We start from the raw sequence: 17,329 nt of genomic DNA, 5'->3' as shown, positions 1-17,329 counted from the left end.
CAGCATTAACTTTGGTGCAATTCATCAATAAATTTATTTTTGAAAGACCAATAAACAATATTAAAACACAAATAATTTAATTGCACCCAACGGGTTATTATTTATTTTAATATTTCCAAGTATTCTATTTGCGCAAGAATATTTTGACGTTAGGAAATCTAATTGGGGGATGACTTTAAACGAGGTCAAAAAGGCAGAAAAAACAATAATTCCTTTTAGCGAAAATTCTAATGAACTAGTTTATAATATTGAATTAAATGATGAAATAAATTGTAAATTAATATATGAATTTTCAAATGGTATATTAATTAAAGTTTTATATATAGTTTATGGGCCAAATGACGACTATTCAAGAGGAACTTGTGAAAAAAACATACCTGTTTCTTATAAATTAGATAAAATCAAATTTATATTTGATGCACTAATTGAAAAAAAAATGGCTCCAATTCTTGGAGGATGGGATATTTCAGGAATTCAATTCGCAAAAGTAGACGATAGATTACAAAAAGGGACAACCGATAGAGAAACATTTAAATTAATTCAAGAAGAACTAAATAGACTTAATGGCACTGGTGTTGATATTGCTTTTGAAAATACAAGAAGTTTTGCTTCATTTACGATAAGAAATTTTACAAAACAGAATTTTGTTAGTTCTTATAAATGTAATGACAATTATTATAATACATATTTATGGCTAAATATAACTCCTAGTTATGAAGTTAAAAAAGAACTAAAAAAACGGGACTTTTAAATCCCGCATACCAAAGTGTTTTTCAAAATCTTTTACTTTGCAAAGTTTTCCGACTTTGTATCTATAACCTATAACTGTGGAACTAAAGCAGCAGAGGTATATAGTAATATTTATGAAGTAAGGAAACTCTTAATAGACTAGATAATTTTGTCAAGTCTCTTTATTATTTGTTCGATAACTTCGATAAACCTATGTATTAATAACTTGCATATATGAAAAGAGAACAACTTTCACCAAATGAATTTGCTATTGCTTTTGTTGATACTTCACCTTCTGAATTAATACATAACTCAAAAGAAAAATACATTTGCATTGTTCTGGTATATTTCTTTTATATTAAAAGAGATAAATTAACAAGACTTGCTCAATTTAAGAATACAAGAACTTTAAAAAGGAAATTACAAATTCAAAAATATATAATTGAAAATATTGAAAAAAATTTAATTGCACCAACAGGAATTTTAAACTTTAACTATACGAATATTGCTTTAGAAAACGGCAAAAATATTTTAAAACAAATTGGAATAACTAAGGAATTTTATTACTCAGACAGAATTAGTATAGGAAATGAAAAGATGACTTATGGGCATTCTTTAAGTTTAAGTTGGTATAGTATAGTCTTATCAAGATTCCTTCTATATATGGGAACAATAGCTAAAGTAGAAAACAAGAAAATGGTTTCAATTCTTTTAGATTTGTTGCCTGGAGATAATGTTGATAATTTTAGAAATTTCAATACAATTGAATATCTAATAAACAATACAGAATTAGAAGATTTCCAAAATATAGCAATACAAAAAAATGGTTTGGAAAAAATTGGATATGGATATGGTATAAAAGATGAGCAAACAAAAGCGTTAAAAAATGAAATTGATTATGTTATAACAGATTGGATTGTGCAGTCGTTTTATTCTTTACTAAAATATGAAAAGAATAATTTAGACATTTTAAGTGTTGAATATCAATTATCTGAATTGCTAGGTATTTAATTACCAAAAAAGTATTTAAAATACAAAATGCATTTAAAATAGAATAAAACCTTCCCGCCCCCGCCCCTTGAAGTGTTCCATAAAAAACAAATGTTGTTAAACGTCGGATTGCTCTGCATTCTATTTCAATAAGCAACAAACACAGGAAACAAACCACGGCTCATATAAATAGCAACAAATTGTAACTGCAAATGAAAATGGGTACGAAGTCGGGAGACTTCGCACAGCTTGTGAGCAGACAAAACAATTTCTAATTCACTTTCCTATAAGTCCAAACTGCAATTCCATTCAATGCTAAAGCATAGAAAACAATTATGAAAAACGGTCTCGATATATCCGAGAAAGTCGCCCCTTTGAGCATCACCATGCGGATAATCTCCACAAAATAACGGATTGGGTTAAGCAAGGTCAGGTTTTGAGCCCAGACCGGCATACTTTCGATGGGCGTGAATAATCCGCTCATCAATATAAAAATCACGGAGAAAAACCAGGCAATAAACATCGCTTGTTGCTGGGTATCGGAATTGTTGGAGATAATTAATCCAATGCCGAGAATAACCAATAAATAAATCGAAGTAAAGAAATAGATCAACCCAATGCTTCCTAAAATAGGAACGCTGAAAACGACTTTGGCGATGATTAAACCTACGGTCAAAATTACCAATCCCAAAACCCAAAAAGGAAACAACTTCCCAATGACAAACTGGTGTTTATGAATGGGTGTCACGTTGATTTGTTCTAAGGTGCCAATTTCTTTTTCCCTAACGATGTTCATTGAAGACAAAAAAAGTGTGATCATCGTCACCAACAATACTAAAATCCCTGGAACCATAAAGGTTTTATAGTTCAAGGTATTGTTGTACCAAAACGAAGGAATCGTGACAATATTTACTGGTTGTATATAAGAAATCTCGTTGTATTGATACAATTGCGTTTGAATTTTTTGGTTAAAACCGTTTATGATTTGGGAAATATAAACATTCTCCACTCCTGCTGCCGCTCCATCAATAGCGTTAATACTTACGGATAAATTAGCACTATTCTCCTTGATTAAATCGCGTTCAAAATGATTGGGAATTTCGAGAATTACATCGACTTTTCCGGTTTGCATTTGCAAATCGGCTTCTTTTTTAGATGAAAAACTTTCGATGATTTTGAAATATTTCGACGCTTCAAATTTTGAAATCAATTCTCTGGAAGCCACAGAATGATCATTATCAATATAGGAGAATTTGACATTCTTGATTTCAAAACTGGCTGCATTCGATAAAATGAGTAATTGAACCAATGGCAAAACAAATATAATGGGAAGCATTCCTTTATTTCTAAAGATTTGTCGGAACTCTTTTTGGATAATGAATAGTATTGTTTTCATATTTTATTTGCCACGAAGAAGCAAAGTCACAAAGTTTTTTTTTGCCCACTGACCTGTCTGCCGACAGGCAGGTAAAAAGAATTGAACAAATTCCAAATGATTTTTTTGTCTATCATCTATTTTCTTTCTTCTTTACTCTATTTTCTCTTTTCTACTCCAATCTTATTTTATATTTCTTAATACTCACTGCAATAAAAAACACTGTCATTCCGATAAGAATTAAGGTTTCTTTCCATATCACGCTTAGGGTTGCTCCTTTAAGCAACAACGCTTTTATGATGATAATAAACCACTTGGCGGGAATAATATTGCTTATGATTTGCAAGGGCAACGGCATACTGGAAACGGGGAAAATAAATCCCGAAAGGATGATGACGGGCAGCATTAATCCCATCAGCGAAAGCATCATTGCGGTTTGTTGCGAGTTAGAAACTGTCGAAATTAATATGCCTAACGAAAGTGCCGTGGTGATAAACAATATACTTTCGAAAGCCAATAAAAACAAGTTTCCTTCGACTGGCATTTGGAATACAAAAAAGCCCAAAAGCAGGATAATTGTTGCGTTGATTATGGACAAGAAGATATAAGGAAAAACTTTGCCAATGATAACCTGAAAAGGTTTTATGGGAGAAACTAAAAGTACTTCCATCGTGCCCAATTCCTTTTCCCTCGTAATCGAAATAGAAGTCATCATCGCAGAAACCAACATCAAAATAATGGTCATTACGCCAGGAACAAAGGTGAAAACACTTTTCAATTCAGGATTGTAATAGAGTTGGGTTTGCGTTTGTATTTGGTGACTAGTCTTGTTGTTTTTATTGATTTCCTGGGTGTAATTTAGTAAAATGGCGTTGACGTAATTAGTGATGGTATTGGCAACATTGGGATCAGTAGCGTCCGTAATCACTTGCACTTTGGCATGTTTGTGTGTTTGCATATTTTTAATAAAATCTTTTTCGAATACCAAAACGGCTTTAACTTTCCCTTTTTTGAAAACGCTTTCGATTTGGTTTTCATTGGTAATATTCTCTTCAATTTTAAAATAGCTGGAAGCACTGATTTTGTTGATTATTTTTTGTGTTTCGGTATCTTTTGATTTATCAAAAACGGCAATATTGACATTGTTGATTTCGTTGGTAATAGCAAAACCAAATAACATAATTTGAGCAATTGGCATCCCGAAAAGAATGAACATCGTTCGTTTGTCACGAAATATGTGATAGAATTCTTTTGTTACAAAACCGATGAATCTTTTCATTTATTATGTTTATTTGAAGATTAAAGTTTCAAATTATGAAAACATTTTCTCTTTCCTCTTGCTTCTTGCTTCTTGTCTCTAGCTTCTTGCTTCTTTCCTCTTTCTCCCAAAAAATCTACTCAACATTTCTGGCCAATTTCAAAAAAACATCATTCATAGAAGCCACATTGTATTTCTTTTTCAGATTTTTTGGTGTGTCAAGCGCTTCGATTACTCCTTCGACCATAATGGAAACCCGATCGCAATATTCGGCTTCGTCCATATAATGCGTGGTCACGAAAATGGTTGTTCCTTTATTGGCTTCAGCATAAATCATTTCCCAAAATTGTCTTCGGGTAATAGGATCTACTCCTCCTGTTGGTTCATCGAGAAACACGATTTTTGGCTCGTGCATTAAGGCAACTGAAAATGATAATTTCTGTTTCCAACCCAATGGCAATGAACCAACCAGTTTATCAATTGATTCTTCAAGACCCAATTCTTGGACTAATTTGGCTGTTTTTTCTTTTATTTGCATCCTGCTCAATCCGTAAATTCCACCAAAAAAAGTAATGTTTTCTTTGATTGTTAAATCGTCATACATAGAGAATTTTTGGCTCATATAACCAATGCTTCTTTTAACCATTTCAGTATTGGTTTTCACGTTAAATCTTGCAACAAGGGCTTCACCTGAAGTGGGTTTTGAAATCCCGATGAGCATTTTCATAGCCGTGGTTTTTCCGGCACCGTTAGCACCTAGAAAACCAAAAACTTCTCCTTTATAGACATCAAAAGAAATACTTTTGACAGCAGTGAAGTTGCCAAATTGCTTGGTTAGATTTTGTACTTCTATGATTTTTTCTTTGTTCATATTTTCATTTTGAGGCCTGAAACAATCTCGTTTTCAAACACACTTTTTTCAATTTGTAATTCGTAATTTATAATTCGCAATTATTTATAAGTCCATAAAAACGTCTTCAATTGTTGGTTTTGAAACACGAATTTCAATTTCAGAATGCTTATTATTTTCTAGATATTCTTGTAAATTCATTGGATTAAAATCTCCTTTTTTATCGATATAATGAATGTAATCGCCAAAGGCAAAAACACTGTACTGACTTGGATAACTCTTTAAATCCAGAATCAATTGGTGCATGTTTTTTGCCTGAACATCGTAAATAGTTTTATCGTATTTCTTGATGATATTTTCAGGCGTATCGATTTTAAGAATTCTCCCTTTTTGGATTAACGCAATCCGGTCACAGAGCGCAGCCTCATCCATATAAGGGGTGGAAACTAAAATCGTGATTCCTTTTTGCTGCAATCGCTTGAGCATTTCCCAAAATTCTTTTCGGGAAACGGGATCAACTCCTGTGGTCGGTTCGTCCAAAAAAAGCACTTTTGGTTTGTGAATCAAGGCACAACACAAAGCTAATTTCTGTTTCATTCCACCGGATAGTGCTCCTGCCCTTCTCGTTTTGAAGGGTTCAATTTGAATATAAATATCTTTAATTAAATCATAATTCTCTTCGATTGTTGTACCGAAAATTGTGGCAAAAAAAGTCAGGTTTTCCTCTACGGATAAATCTTGGTACAAAGAGAATTTCCCGGGCATATAACCTACGGAATTCCGGATGTGTTTATACCCTTTCACAACATCATAACCGGCTACCGATGCTGAACCTTCATTGGCCAATAAAAGCGTGGTCAAGATTCTGAAAATAGTGGTCTTCCCTGCTCCGTCGGGTCCAATCAATCCAAATAATTCTCCTTCTTTTACTTCAAAAGAAATGGCTTCAACAGCTTTGATTTTGTTGTAGGATTTGGAGATATTTTGGACTTGGATACTCATTTTATTTAATCACTAAAAAGTCACTATTTTCATTAGCATCAACCAAATGTTTTACATTGGCTTCAATGTTTACATAATCTCCTGATTTTAATGGAATTGATTTACCTTTTTCATCTTGAAAAACAGCATCGCCTGATATACAAACTAATAGCGCAGGAACTTTTGTAATGTGTTCTTTTAACTGTCCTCCTGATGCAATATGCAAGGAAATTACTTTGCCTTCTTCGGCTGCAAAAATCACTTGGGTTTGTACAAGTTTATTATCTGTGTGCAGGTTTTTTAAGTTCATTATTTTATTTTTTAAATTATTTAATCCACATTTCGGCAGGCATTCCTATTTTTAAAGTTCCGTCGTTTTTTACTTTTACTTTCACTGCATAAACCAAGTTTACACGTTCCTCCTTGGTTTGAATTATTTTTGGTGTGAATTCAGCAGTAGATGCAATCCAGGAAATAGTTCCTGGGAAAGATTTCATCTCTTTTTCAGCATCAATTTTTACGTTTACATTTTGTCCAACTTTTATTTTGGATAGTTGGGTTTCACTCACATAAACTCGCAATGTCATTTCTGATATATCGGCGATTTTATAGATTGGTTTTCCAAAAGCGGTAACTTCATTAGGTTCCGTATATTTGGCCAAAACTGTTCCTTTAATTGGATTGATGATTTTGCTTTTTTGAATTTGGTCATTTATCTTTTCTATTTGGACATCGATAGATTTTACTTCGTTTACGATGGGTGAATTCTGGGTTTCTACACTTTTTATTTGCTCAAGAATGACTTTAACTTTTCCATCAATTTCATCTACTTGGCGTTTGGTGGCAGCATTTTCGGCAAACATATTTTGAATTCTGTTTTTCTCAATCTGTGCCGTTTTAAGTTGTTCCTGTAAAACACTTTTTTGCGACAAAACATTGGAAGATTTTGAAAAAACAGTGTTTTTTGAAGTAATTAATTGTTGTTTGTTGAAATACAATTGGGTGGTATCTACCAGACCTACTTGAAAATTGGGTTCCAGAATAACGCCTTCTTCTAATTTTAAATATTTTATATTTCCGTTGGCTTCCGCCGAAATGGTGACTTCGGTTGCTTCAAAATTGCCGTAACCATCAGCTTTGTCGTTTTTTTTGTTGCAAGAAATTAAACTTGTCAGAATTAAAAGTGTGATTATTTTTTTCATTTTTGTTATATTTTGTGTTTTTAAATTCTAAATCATAAATGATTGATGAGAGTTTCAAAACATTTAAAATTTAAAATTCGTAATTTAAAATAATTTTTAGTAACCTTTACTAACTTGATAATTCGCTTTAGCTAAATCCAATTGAATTTCATGAATTTTCTGATTGGTTTTGGCCTCGTATAAATTCGTGAATTCTACTAAATATTCTGAAGCCGTGATAACACCATTCTTTAATTGGGAATTTGCTGACTGAACCACATATTCTCTTAAATTTATAATTTCAATATCAGTGGCAATAATCTCTTCCGATTTTTTTATTTCATTATCAATTCCTTGCAATTGCATTGTATTGTTGAGTAAAAAAGCTTCCTTTTCAGTTGCTAAAATATCAGCAGAGACGGTAAGAGCATCTTTTTCGGCTTTAGATTTATTCCAATCAAAGACATTCCAATTGGCCCTTAATCCCACCATAAAAATAGGCTGAAATGAATTGTCGATCATATTCAGTCCTGGATTTCCATAACCGGCAGTTCCAAAGGCATTTATTTTTGGTAAATTATTTTTCGAAATCACTCTTTTTGAAGCTTCAATTTGTTGGTCTTGCAGTTCAAAATATTTCAATTCAGGGCGATTGTTTGTATCAGCAATAGTTGGAATCACGGTAACTTTTTCTAAAGTTGAATTTTCAGGAATAGTTGTATAAGTAAGTGAGGAAAGGTTTTCAAAAAGTCTCTTTTTGTCAAATTGAATTTCTGAAAGTTGTTGCTTTATTTTCAAGTTTTCGGCTTCCAACACTTTTTCTGATGTAGGCAGAATGGCTCCAAATTTGATTCCTGCTTTTACTTCCTGTATTTTGGAAACCAATTGTTCTTGCTTTGAAAGCAAAATACTTTTTCGTTCCTGTAATAATAAAATAGAAAAATAAAACTGGTTTATTTCTGATTTAAGTTGGTATAAATTGACATCAACTTGTTGCTGTTGGGTTTTAGTTTGAGCTTGTTTAAGTTTGGTATTAGCATCAATCAATCCTCCGTTATAAATTAATTGATTAACATCGATATTTGCTCTATATTGGTCTTTATTGACAGGCTCTATTGTTTGAAGCGGAACTGAGGTAACCTGATTTTGGTAGGTTCCTTGAGCAATCAAGTCTATTTTCGGGAGTTTTCCTTTATTGATTGCATCAATTTCAAAAACTGATTTTTGTTGCAATAAATCAGTTTGTTTAGCGGTTGGATAATTTTTTTGTACCAAGGTGTAACAATCTTCCAAGGTCAATTTTTGCTGTGCATTGGAATATAATGCAACCAATAAAAATGTTGTAATTAGTATTCGTTTCATCTTTTTATGGAATTAATAATTTGTTCGGCAATGCTAGTTTTTCGTTCTTCCATCATTAGATTGAATTCTGCATCTGAAATTTGTATCATTCCCTTGACCATCATTTGAGCCGCAAAGGGAAAAACTGTCATTGAAAAAATATCGAGAAGAAGTTGTTTTGGATTCGCGGGTTTTATGATTCCGTTAGCGATTTCTTTTTCGATTTGTGAAATTAAAACAGTTGGATTAGGACGGTTAGCATGGTTTAAAAATGACATTACAAACTCCGGATTGTTGTTCATTTCCTGGATTACAAAGGGTGGCAAATAAGGATTCAGCATTACAAATGAAATGTAACTATGTGTGAATTTTTTGATTTTATCAAAAACGGTATCTTCTGAATTGAAAATTTCATTGATTTGTGGTGCTAATTGGCTAAAAGCATTCATAAAAACGGCTTTGAACAGCAACTCTTTATTCTTAAAACAATAATGAAGCATTGCTTTATTGATGCCTGCTTCATCCGCTATTTCCTGCATTCGTGCACCGGAAAATCCTTTCTTTTGGAATACAACCCGGGCGGCATTGAATATTTTTTCTTCCGTTGTCATTATTTATTAACTATATGGTTTAACCATTTGGTTAACAAAGATAAATAAAAAAAGTATTCCGTGATGAAATACTTTTAGATTTAATTTATAGTGGAATACTATTTTTTTTGAAATTCAATAAACAATTCAGAATTGGCTCTTGGTTTAATTGAATTTTGGCACAACTTCATTTTTAAAAAATCAAAATTATTTTTAAAAAGCTTCTCATATTCCGCTTGGCTTCCTGCAAAAGGTGGTCCTCCTTCAAAGGTTTTATTAAACAATAAGCCAACTAATTTTCCGTTTTCAGATAAAATTTGTTGCATTTTCAATACATATTTTTGCCGCATAGATGGCAGTAAGGCACAGAAGAAAGTCTGTTCTAATATCAAATCATATTTTCCTTGATGCTCAAAGAAATCTCCCAAGATAATTTTAATATTGGGATTGCTCTTGAATTTTTTTTGAAGGCTTTCAACTAATATTGGCGCAATATCAATTACAGTAATATCAGTAAACCCTTGATTTAAAAGGTATTCTGCTTCGTGAGAATTGCCACAACCCGGAATTAAAATGCTAATATTCTTGTTTTTTAATGTGTCAATGTATTCTTTTATTGGAGGAGAAACTTGTCCTAAATCCCAACCAGTATCTTGGGAAATATAAAGATTATTCCAAAATTCCTGATCAAGTCGTTTTTCATTTGACGCCATATTTGATTGATTCTCTTTTATAAATATTCATTTTTATAATTTCCAATATTTTTCTCGCTGTCAATAATCATTTTTTTTTGCTTGAAAAAGTTGAATACCCCAATAAAAAAAATTAAGACTGAAATTATAAAAAAGAAAGATTCAATAACAAAACTGTTAGCCACTTTCAACAAACTTTCCAAACTTAAACCAGCAATAAAAAAATACATTGATGTTCGCAAAAAAGCTAAAAAAGTAGATTGATTGGCTAAGATTGTTCTTTGCAAAGCCAATCGCTCTCTCAAAATAAGATCTTTATTTATTGGACTTTCAGTTTTCATTCAATTTTCATTAAGGTTTTTGGGAGGTATTTATACCGAAAGGTAAATATAACGGGCAAAAACTGATTAAACTTGTAAGTAAAAAGATAATAACAAATACTCCAAAAACTGTAGCAATTGTTCCACTAATTATTTCCTTGTACCACAAACCCACAATTACAAGAGCAATAAAAATGCGGATAATTTTGTCTGTTGAACCCATGTTTTTTTTCATGATTTTTGAATTTAATTGGTTAAAATATTAAGATTTTTTTGGTGTTTTTACAAATAAATTGAATACCAATCCGCCCATTAATGCACCATACAAAGTGCTATTCAAAGGTCTTGATGTTATTGCACAGGTTCCGGAAGCACAACCCACATAAAAGTAGTAAAGATAGCCTGCAATTCCTCCAACTACTATTCCTATTCCTGTGATGATTATTACTTTTTTAATCATTAGTTGCTTTTTTCTAATATCGTTTTTAAAATTTCTTCTTTGGCTAAAACTCCCGATTGACGCCATAATTGCTTCCCGTTTTGAAACAAAACCATTGTAGGAACTCCTCGAACCTGATATTTTGCTGCCAATTCTTGGTTCTTGTCCACATCAATTTTTAGGATAGTAATTCGTTCTCCTAAACTGTCTTTTACCTCTTTTAAAATTGGCGCAAGCATTTTGCAAGGTCCGCACCAAGTAGCGAAAAAATCAAGCAAAACTGGTTTTTCCGATTTGATAATATTTTCAAAACTATTGCTCATTTTTTTGAATATTTATTGTTTGGAACTGCGCAGCCATTTGGTCCACAGCCTAAATTGAAAATTACCTGGAATAAAAAAAACAAACCAAAAGCTATAAAAAACCACTCGTGGGTTGTATAAGCCTGAACAAAGAGAAACAGCGCAAAAGCTAATCGAGCCCAACGCATTAAATGCCAATTTGTAAATAGTAAATTTTTCATTTTATTTCAATGTTGTTGGACATACATAATTTGTTGTTTTAATCGCAGTTTTTTTAATAGCGGCAAATCCTCCTATAACGTTAATTACATTATGATACCCTCTTGCTTTTAGTATTGAGGCCGCAATCATGGAACGATATCCGCCGGCACAATGCAAATAGAATTCTTCTTCTTTTGGAAATTCAGCTAAATGGTCATTAATAAAATCCAATGGCGTTGACGGAACATCGACAATATGCTCAGCCTTATATTCTCCTTCTTTTCTGACATCGAAAACCGGAATTTTTTCTTCCATTATTTCTTCTAAAGTCTCAGCTGAAACTGAATTCACAGTATCATATTCCATTCCTGCGTTTTTCCAAGTATCAAATCCACCTTTCAAATATCCTAATGTATTATCATAACCTACTCGTGCTAAACGTGTGATGCTCTCCTCTTCTCTGCCAACTGATGTTACTAAAAGTATTGGCTGTTTTATGTCTGGAATTAAAGCACCAACCCAAGGTGCAAAATCACCATCGATGCCTATAAAAATAGATTTTGGAATATGCCCTTTGGCAAAATCATCCTGATGACGCACATCAAGAATTACAGCATCGATTTCATTAGCAACAAATTCAAAAGTTTTGGCATCATAAGCTTTTGCTTCACTGATGATATCTTCAACATTTTCATAACCTTCTTTATTAAGTTTCACATTCATTGGGAAATAAGCTGGCGGAGGCAATAAACCATCCGTAACTTCCTTAATAAATTCATCTTTTGTCATATTGGCACGAAGCGCATAATTTATTCGCTTTTGCTCACCTATAGAGCCTATTGTTTCCTTGCTCAAATTTTTGCCGCAAGCACTTCCTGCACCATGAGCCGGGTAAACAATAACATCATCAGCCAGAGTCATCACCTTGTTTCTTAAACTATCAAACAAAATTCCTGCTAATTGCTCTTGAGTCATATTTGCAGCTTTTTGGGCTAAATCAGGACGACCAACATCCCCTAAAAATAGCGTGTCACCACTAAAAAGTGCGTAATCTTTACCATTTTTATCTTTCAAAAGATAACAAGAACTTTCCAATGTATGTCCGGGTGTATGCAAAACAGTTATCGTAATTTCTCCCAATTCAAAAACTTCGCCATCAGTGGCAATATGAGCCTCGAAACTAGGATTGGCTGTTGGCCCAAATATTATTGGAGCTCCCGTTTTTTGCGCTAAAGTAACGTGACCACTAACAAAATCTGCGTGGAAATGAGTTTCAAAAATATACTTGATTTTTGCGTTATTTTTATTGGCTTTATCAATATAAGGCTGTACTTCACGCAATGGATCTATGATAGCAACTTCTCCTTTACTCTCTATATAATAGGCACCCTGTGCTAAACAACCAGTATAAATTTGTTTAATTTTCATATTTCAAAGTGTATTTATATTGTAAATTTATTTAATTTTTTAATTCCTTTCTATCTCAGAAGCAACATTTTAGGAAATTATTATGACATAAAAAGTTCTTTAATGATAATGTAAATTCCCATTGCAAGAACAAACCAACCAAAACCAGTTTTGAGTTTTTCATCTTCCACTTTTTTAGAGAGGAAACTTCCAATAAAAATCCCAATAATTGATGCTAATGTAAAGAGTTGTAACAACTCCCAATCAATGATTTGGTCTCCCATTATGTCTCCCACAAATCCAATTAAAGATTGAGATGAAACAATAAAAAGTGAGGTTCCAACTGCCATCTTCATTGGAATTTTTACAAAAAACAATAAAGTGGGAACAATCAAAAATCCACCTCCGGCTCCAACAAATCCAGAAATAAGACCGATAAGAATTCCCAGTAATGCTATTTTGTAATAATTGAGTTTTAAACCATCTGTAATAGTTCTTTCTTTCAAAGGTTTTATCATTCTGACCGAAGCAAAAATCATTACAATAGCAAACACGATCATAATAAGAATGGACTTGCTCAAAGTGAAACTTCCTGTCGAAAAAATAATATCCGGAATTCTGGGAACCAGAATTTTTCTGGTGATAAAAACCGAAATTACTGCCGGAATACCAAATAAAACAACTTTATTGAAATCAACTAATTTTTGTTTAGCCTTATGAATTCCTCCAACTAAAGAGGTTGTGCCAATAATAAATAAAGAATAAGCTGTTGCCAATGTAGGTTCGATGCCCATAACATAAACTAAAATCGGAACCGAAAGAATAGAGCCGCCACTTCCTAACATCCCTAGCGTCATACCTACAAAAACCGCTAAAATGTATCCAATTATTTGAGATATTTCCATTTATAAAAATTTACAGATACAAAAATAAGTCTTTAATAACCTTATTTTTGTAACAAATGTTACCTCTAATTCAGCAAGACAATTGAAGCCCTGTTTAAGCTGATTTTACCTCTGTTTTCCAATGCTTTTAACAAACGTGAAACAACAACTCTGGACGTATGCAAGTCGTATGCAATCTCTTGATGTGTCGCTTGAATTTCATTGGAATGATTGATTTTAGACTTGTCATTTAGATAATTCAATAATCGTTCATCCATATTCATAAAAGCCAGATTATCAATGGCTGAAAGCATTTCTTTTAAACGATTGTTGTAACTGTTAAAAACAAAGTTTCGCCAGCTTTTATATTTTCCTAACCACTCTTCCATTTTGATAACCGGTATCATTACCAGGATGCCATTAGTTTCGGCTACAGCTCTGATTTCGCTTTTTGTTTCCCCTAAACAACATGCCATTGTCATCGCACAAGTATCCCCTTTTTCAATAAAATACAGTAACAATTCTCCTTCATCAAAATCTTCTCTCAATATCTTGATAGCTCCTTTTATCAACAAAGGCATCTTTCTGATAGAATCACCAAAATCAATCAATACATCCCCTTCTTTAAAATCTCTCAATAAAGAAACTTCGGTTATTTCATCAATTAATTTCTCTTCAAATATAAATCCGTAAGTTTGTTTGAGTAAATCTTTCATTATAAGTCTGTAGTTTATTGGCGTAAATTTCGCTAAAAATTTCCACTTTAAATAGAAAAATCAGAAAACACTTTGTCTCAAATTTGCATTTTAACGGTTTTTTATTGAATTCCCAACGATTTATAACGAAACTCAATTTTTATTTAAAACATTTGGTTTTATGTAACAAAAGCTACAAATGGCTATGATAAGTTTTTCGAAATTTGCATCATATTTAATACAATCAATAATCTACAGATGAAAATACTTATTATAGGCGGAGTTGCCGGAGGAGCGACTGCAGCAGCAAGATTAAGAAGATTAAGTGAAGAAAATGAAATTATTATTTTTGAAAAAGGAGAACACGTCAGTTTTGCAAACTGTGGTCTTCCCTATCATATCGGTGGCGTAATTGTGGAGCGGTCTAAATTATTACTACATACACCCACTTCTTTAAAAACAAGATTTAAATTGGATGTACGTGTTTTCAATGAAGTTTTAAAAATAAATAAAGAAGATAAAACAGTTGAAGTCACAAACTTAATTACAAAAGAAATTTATACTGAATCCTACGATAAATTATTATTATCTCCCGGTGCAGAACCGTTCAGACCCAATATTCCAGGAATTGATTCAGATAAAATAATGACGCTTCGAAATGTTGCTGATATGGACAGAATCATTGCTAAAACCAGGAATCTAAAGAATATTGCTGTTGTAGGTGGTGGTTTTATTGGTCTGGAAGTGGCCGAAAATCTGGTTGAAAAAGAGCTCAACGTGACTGTTATTGAATTGGGAAACCAAGTTATGGCTCCGGTTGATTATGAATTCGCTAAAATGGTACAACATCACGCCGCTGCAAAAAATCTAAATATTCTCGTCAATACTGGTGTTGATGCTTTCGAAGACAAAGGCAATGAAATTGAATTAAAATTGAATAATGGCAAAACCATTCTGGCTGATGCAGTCGTTTTTGCTATTGGAGTAAAACCCGAAAATGGTTTGGCCAAAGCTGCCGGACTAGAAATAGGTATTACTGGAGGAATTGTTGTAAACGAGTTTATGCAAACTTCTGACGCAGCTATTTATGCCGTAGGCGATGCCGTAGAAGTGTCGCATTATATCAATCAGGCAAAAGTTTTGATTCCGCTTGCTTGGCCAGCTAATCGTCAAGGACGAATCGTTGCCGATAATATTACTAGAGGAAACAAAATTTCATACAAAGGAACTTTGGGAACTTCGATTATAAAATTCTTCGACCTGACCGTTGGAGCAACCGGACTCAACGAAAAATTGTTGAAACGCTACAATATTCCATATCGAACCGTTACCGTTACAAGGCCAAATCACGCCAGTTATTATCCTGGTGCCACAAATATTGTTTTGAAAATGAATTTTGGAGAAGATGGAACAATATATGGAGTTCAAGCCTTAGGCCAAGAAGGAGTTGATAAACGCATCGATGTTATTGCTGCAGCTATAAAAGGAAATTTGACGATTTATGATTTACAGGAAATCGAGATTGCTTATGCACCACCTTATAATTCCGCCAAAGAGCCTGTAAATATTCTGGGGTACGTTGCCGAAAATATGCTGAAAGACGATGTAAGATTCATCAATTATGACCAATTAGATGAGTATCTTTCAACTGAAAATGCGATTCTGATTGACGTAAGAACCAAAACAGAATTTGAAAGTGGCGCGATTCCAAATGCCATAAATATGGACATTGATACATTTAGAGAAAATCTTGATTTCTTTGATAAAAGCAAAAAGTATGTTATTTACTGTCAGATAGGTTTAAGAGGATATTTGGCACAAAGAATATTGAGAAATAATAATATATATTCTGTAAATCTCAATGGAGGTTACGGACTTTGGAAACCGGTGAATAGTTAAAAATAAATAGTCATCAGAACTAAAAGAAATGCCCATCAATATTCGATTATCGAACTATTTGATGGGCATCATTCTTTGATGTTATTAAAGTGTGAATTATATAATTCTTTTCACAAATTTCGTAAGGTATTTGGGCAATTCTAGAAGTAAGTTTGCTAGTGTAATAAATACTGATCGACCCCTAAAAAACCCCTGACTAGAGCTACTAAAAAGACTTATAAATAATTTATCATGGAAACAGAAACTAAAGGTTACGATTTAGAAATCAATGTAAACAACTTTAATTTATCGTATGATGACATTGGAGACGGAAGCATTCCTATTATATTCCTGCATGGTTATCCATTCGATAAAACGATGTGGAAAGGTCAACTTGATTTTTTAAAATCTTCTTATCGTGCTATCGCCATTGATATCAGAGGATTCGGAAAATCAACTGACGAAGAATCAACTCTTAGTATTGACATGTTCGGTAATGATTTAATACAGTTTATGGACAAATTAAACATTGATAAAGCCATTATTTGTGGATTGTCTATGGGTGGCTACATCGCACTTAATTTGATAAAAAGATTTCCAAGTCACTTTGAGGCTTTGATCTTATGTGATACTCAATGTATTGCAGATACTGCCGAAGGTAGGGAAAAACGGTATAAAACTATTGAAGAAATAGAAGCTGAAGGAGTAACTAATTTTAACGAGGGTTTCATAAAAAAAGTATTTCACAAAGATTCAATAAAAAATAAAACGAAATTAGTCGAGCAATTGAGTGATGTTGTTTTTACTAATTCTAAAAATATTATTTGTAAGGGATATGCAGCACTTGCTGAGCATTTAGAAACCTGTTCTTCCTTAAGTAAAATAAGTATTCCCACATTGATTATTTGCGGAAGAGAAGACCAAGTTACCCCATTGGCACAATCTGAGTTTATGAATAAAAATATTAAAGGGTCAATTCTTCACATTATTGATAATGCGGGTCACGTATCCAATCTGGAACAGCCCAAAGAATTTAATAAATATCTTGGCGAGTTCTTGACTGATTTAAGTGGTTTTGATGTATTAAATAATTGATTGTTAACTATATAATTAATAAATTTAACCCGTTGGGTGCAATTATTTAAAGTAAAATAAATTGAATAAATATTGGTCAAGATACTGAAATTCAGTATCTTGAAGTCGCTAAACCGCCAAT

The 17,329-nt window shown here is 32.7% G+C and carries 21 protein-coding genes; 4 read left to right on the top strand and 17 right to left on the bottom strand.

Translation table 11 applies throughout. The annotated features are described in order from the left end of the window. Window positions 1-169 precede the first annotated feature (169 nt). Complete coding sequence (locus tag ACH2BV_RS05355) at window positions 170-751, top strand: hypothetical protein (protein WP_395049695.1); 582 nt, start codon at window positions 170-172, stop codon at window positions 749-751. A gap of 212 nt (window positions 752-963) precedes the next feature. Further along, window positions 964-1,740 carry a hypothetical protein gene (locus tag ACH2BV_RS05350; RefSeq protein ID WP_395049694.1) on the top strand — a complete coding sequence of 259 codons (777 nt, stop codon included), beginning with the start codon at window positions 964-966 and terminating at the stop codon, window positions 1,738-1,740. A 250-nt stretch (window positions 1,741-1,990) separates the two neighbouring features. Here ACH2BV_RS05350 and ACH2BV_RS05345 read toward each other — a convergent pair whose 3' ends face one another. The 17 genes from ACH2BV_RS05345 to ACH2BV_RS05265 all read right to left on the bottom strand — a co-directional run bounded on the left by ACH2BV_RS05345 (window position 1,991) and on the right by ACH2BV_RS05265 (window position 14,256). Then, window positions 1,991-3,115 (bottom strand): ABC transporter permease, encoded by a 1,125-nt coding sequence (locus tag ACH2BV_RS05345; protein ID WP_395049693.1) that lies wholly within the window; start codon window positions 3,113-3,115, stop codon window positions 1,991-1,993. A gap of 151 nt (window positions 3,116-3,266) precedes the next feature. After that, window positions 3,267-4,373: an ABC transporter permease gene (locus ACH2BV_RS05340; RefSeq protein WP_395049692.1), complete on the bottom strand. Its 1,107-nt coding sequence runs from the start codon at window positions 4,371-4,373 to the stop codon at window positions 3,267-3,269. Between the two features lie 115 nt (window positions 4,374-4,488). Then, complete coding sequence (locus tag ACH2BV_RS05335; protein ID WP_395049691.1) at window positions 4,489-5,223, bottom strand: ABC transporter ATP-binding protein; 735 nt, start codon at window positions 5,221-5,223, stop codon at window positions 4,489-4,491. Window positions 5,224-5,307: 84 nt separating this feature from the next. After that, on the bottom strand, window positions 5,308-6,204 hold the full coding sequence (locus tag ACH2BV_RS05330) for an ABC transporter ATP-binding protein (protein ID WP_395049690.1): 897 nt from the start codon (window positions 6,202-6,204) through the stop codon (window positions 5,308-5,310). 1 nt (window position 6,205) lies between these two features. Next, the gene (locus tag ACH2BV_RS05325; RefSeq protein WP_395049689.1) at window positions 6,206-6,493 is read right to left on the bottom strand and encodes a cupin domain-containing protein; all 288 of its coding nucleotides are present in this window, start codon (window positions 6,491-6,493) and stop codon (window positions 6,206-6,208) included. Between the two features lie 16 nt (window positions 6,494-6,509). Next, entirely contained in the window at window positions 6,510-7,385 is an 876-nt protein-coding gene (locus ACH2BV_RS05320; RefSeq protein ID WP_395049688.1) for an HlyD family secretion protein, read from the bottom strand. Window positions 7,386-7,481: 96 nt separating this feature from the next. Beyond that, window positions 7,482-8,726, bottom strand: a complete 1,245-nt coding sequence (locus ACH2BV_RS05315) for a TolC family protein (protein ID WP_395049687.1) — start codon at window positions 8,724-8,726, stop codon at window positions 7,482-7,484. Next, entirely contained in the window at window positions 8,723-9,316 is a 594-nt protein-coding gene (locus ACH2BV_RS05310) for a TetR/AcrR family transcriptional regulator (RefSeq protein WP_395049686.1), read from the bottom strand. The genes ACH2BV_RS05315 and ACH2BV_RS05310 overlap by 4 nt, the downstream gene beginning before the upstream one ends. A gap of 98 nt (window positions 9,317-9,414) precedes the next feature. Further along, window positions 9,415-10,008 carry a methyltransferase domain-containing protein gene (locus tag ACH2BV_RS05305; protein WP_395049685.1) on the bottom strand — a complete coding sequence of 198 codons (594 nt, stop codon included), beginning with the start codon at window positions 10,006-10,008 and terminating at the stop codon, window positions 9,415-9,417. A gap of 17 nt (window positions 10,009-10,025) precedes the next feature. After that, window positions 10,026-10,328, bottom strand: coding sequence for a DUF202 domain-containing protein (locus ACH2BV_RS05300; RefSeq protein WP_395049684.1), 303 nt, complete (start codon window positions 10,326-10,328; stop codon window positions 10,026-10,028). 10 nt (window positions 10,329-10,338) lie between these two features. After that, window positions 10,339-10,542 (bottom strand): DUF2892 domain-containing protein, encoded by a 204-nt coding sequence (locus ACH2BV_RS05295; protein WP_395049683.1) that lies wholly within the window; start codon window positions 10,540-10,542, stop codon window positions 10,339-10,341. A gap of 27 nt (window positions 10,543-10,569) precedes the next feature. After that, complete coding sequence (locus ACH2BV_RS05290) at window positions 10,570-10,767, bottom strand: DUF6132 family protein (RefSeq protein WP_395049682.1); 198 nt, start codon at window positions 10,765-10,767, stop codon at window positions 10,570-10,572. Then, complete coding sequence (gene trxA, locus ACH2BV_RS05285) at window positions 10,767-11,069, bottom strand: thioredoxin (RefSeq protein ID WP_395049681.1); 303 nt, start codon at window positions 11,067-11,069, stop codon at window positions 10,767-10,769. Before trxA ends, ACH2BV_RS05290 begins: the two co-directional genes overlap by 1 nt. After that, window positions 11,066-11,269: a hypothetical protein gene (locus tag ACH2BV_RS05280; protein WP_395049680.1), complete on the bottom strand. Its 204-nt coding sequence runs from the start codon at window positions 11,267-11,269 to the stop codon at window positions 11,066-11,068. Before ACH2BV_RS05280 ends, trxA begins: the two co-directional genes overlap by 4 nt. Before the next feature lies 1 nt (window position 11,270). After that, the gene (locus ACH2BV_RS05275; RefSeq protein WP_395049679.1) at window positions 11,271-12,677 is read right to left on the bottom strand and encodes a rhodanese-like domain-containing protein; all 1,407 of its coding nucleotides are present in this window, start codon (window positions 12,675-12,677) and stop codon (window positions 11,271-11,273) included. Window positions 12,678-12,757: 80 nt separating this feature from the next. After that, on the bottom strand, window positions 12,758-13,561 hold the full coding sequence (locus ACH2BV_RS05270) for a sulfite exporter TauE/SafE family protein (protein WP_395049678.1): 804 nt from the start codon (window positions 13,559-13,561) through the stop codon (window positions 12,758-12,760). Window positions 13,562-13,626: 65 nt separating this feature from the next. Then, the gene (locus ACH2BV_RS05265) at window positions 13,627-14,256 is read right to left on the bottom strand and encodes a Crp/Fnr family transcriptional regulator (protein ID WP_395049677.1); all 630 of its coding nucleotides are present in this window, start codon (window positions 14,254-14,256) and stop codon (window positions 13,627-13,629) included. A gap of 237 nt (window positions 14,257-14,493) precedes the next feature. Between ACH2BV_RS05265 and ACH2BV_RS05260 the strand changes: the two genes are divergently transcribed. Further along, window positions 14,494-16,134, top strand: a complete 1,641-nt coding sequence (locus ACH2BV_RS05260) for an FAD-dependent oxidoreductase (protein ID WP_395049676.1) — start codon at window positions 14,494-14,496, stop codon at window positions 16,132-16,134. A 231-nt stretch (window positions 16,135-16,365) separates the two neighbouring features. Continuing rightward, on the top strand, window positions 16,366-17,208 hold the full coding sequence (locus tag ACH2BV_RS05255; protein WP_395049675.1) for an alpha/beta fold hydrolase: 843 nt from the start codon (window positions 16,366-16,368) through the stop codon (window positions 17,206-17,208). Window positions 17,209-17,329 lie beyond the last annotated feature (121 nt).

Origin of the sequence: Flavobacterium sp., from assembly GCF_043780635.1 — a bacterium.
Lineage (GTDB): Bacteria > Bacteroidota > Bacteroidia > Flavobacteriales > Flavobacteriaceae > Flavobacterium.
Note: the sequence above shows the minus strand (reverse complement) of the source record. Positions and strands in the feature narration are given on the sequence as shown.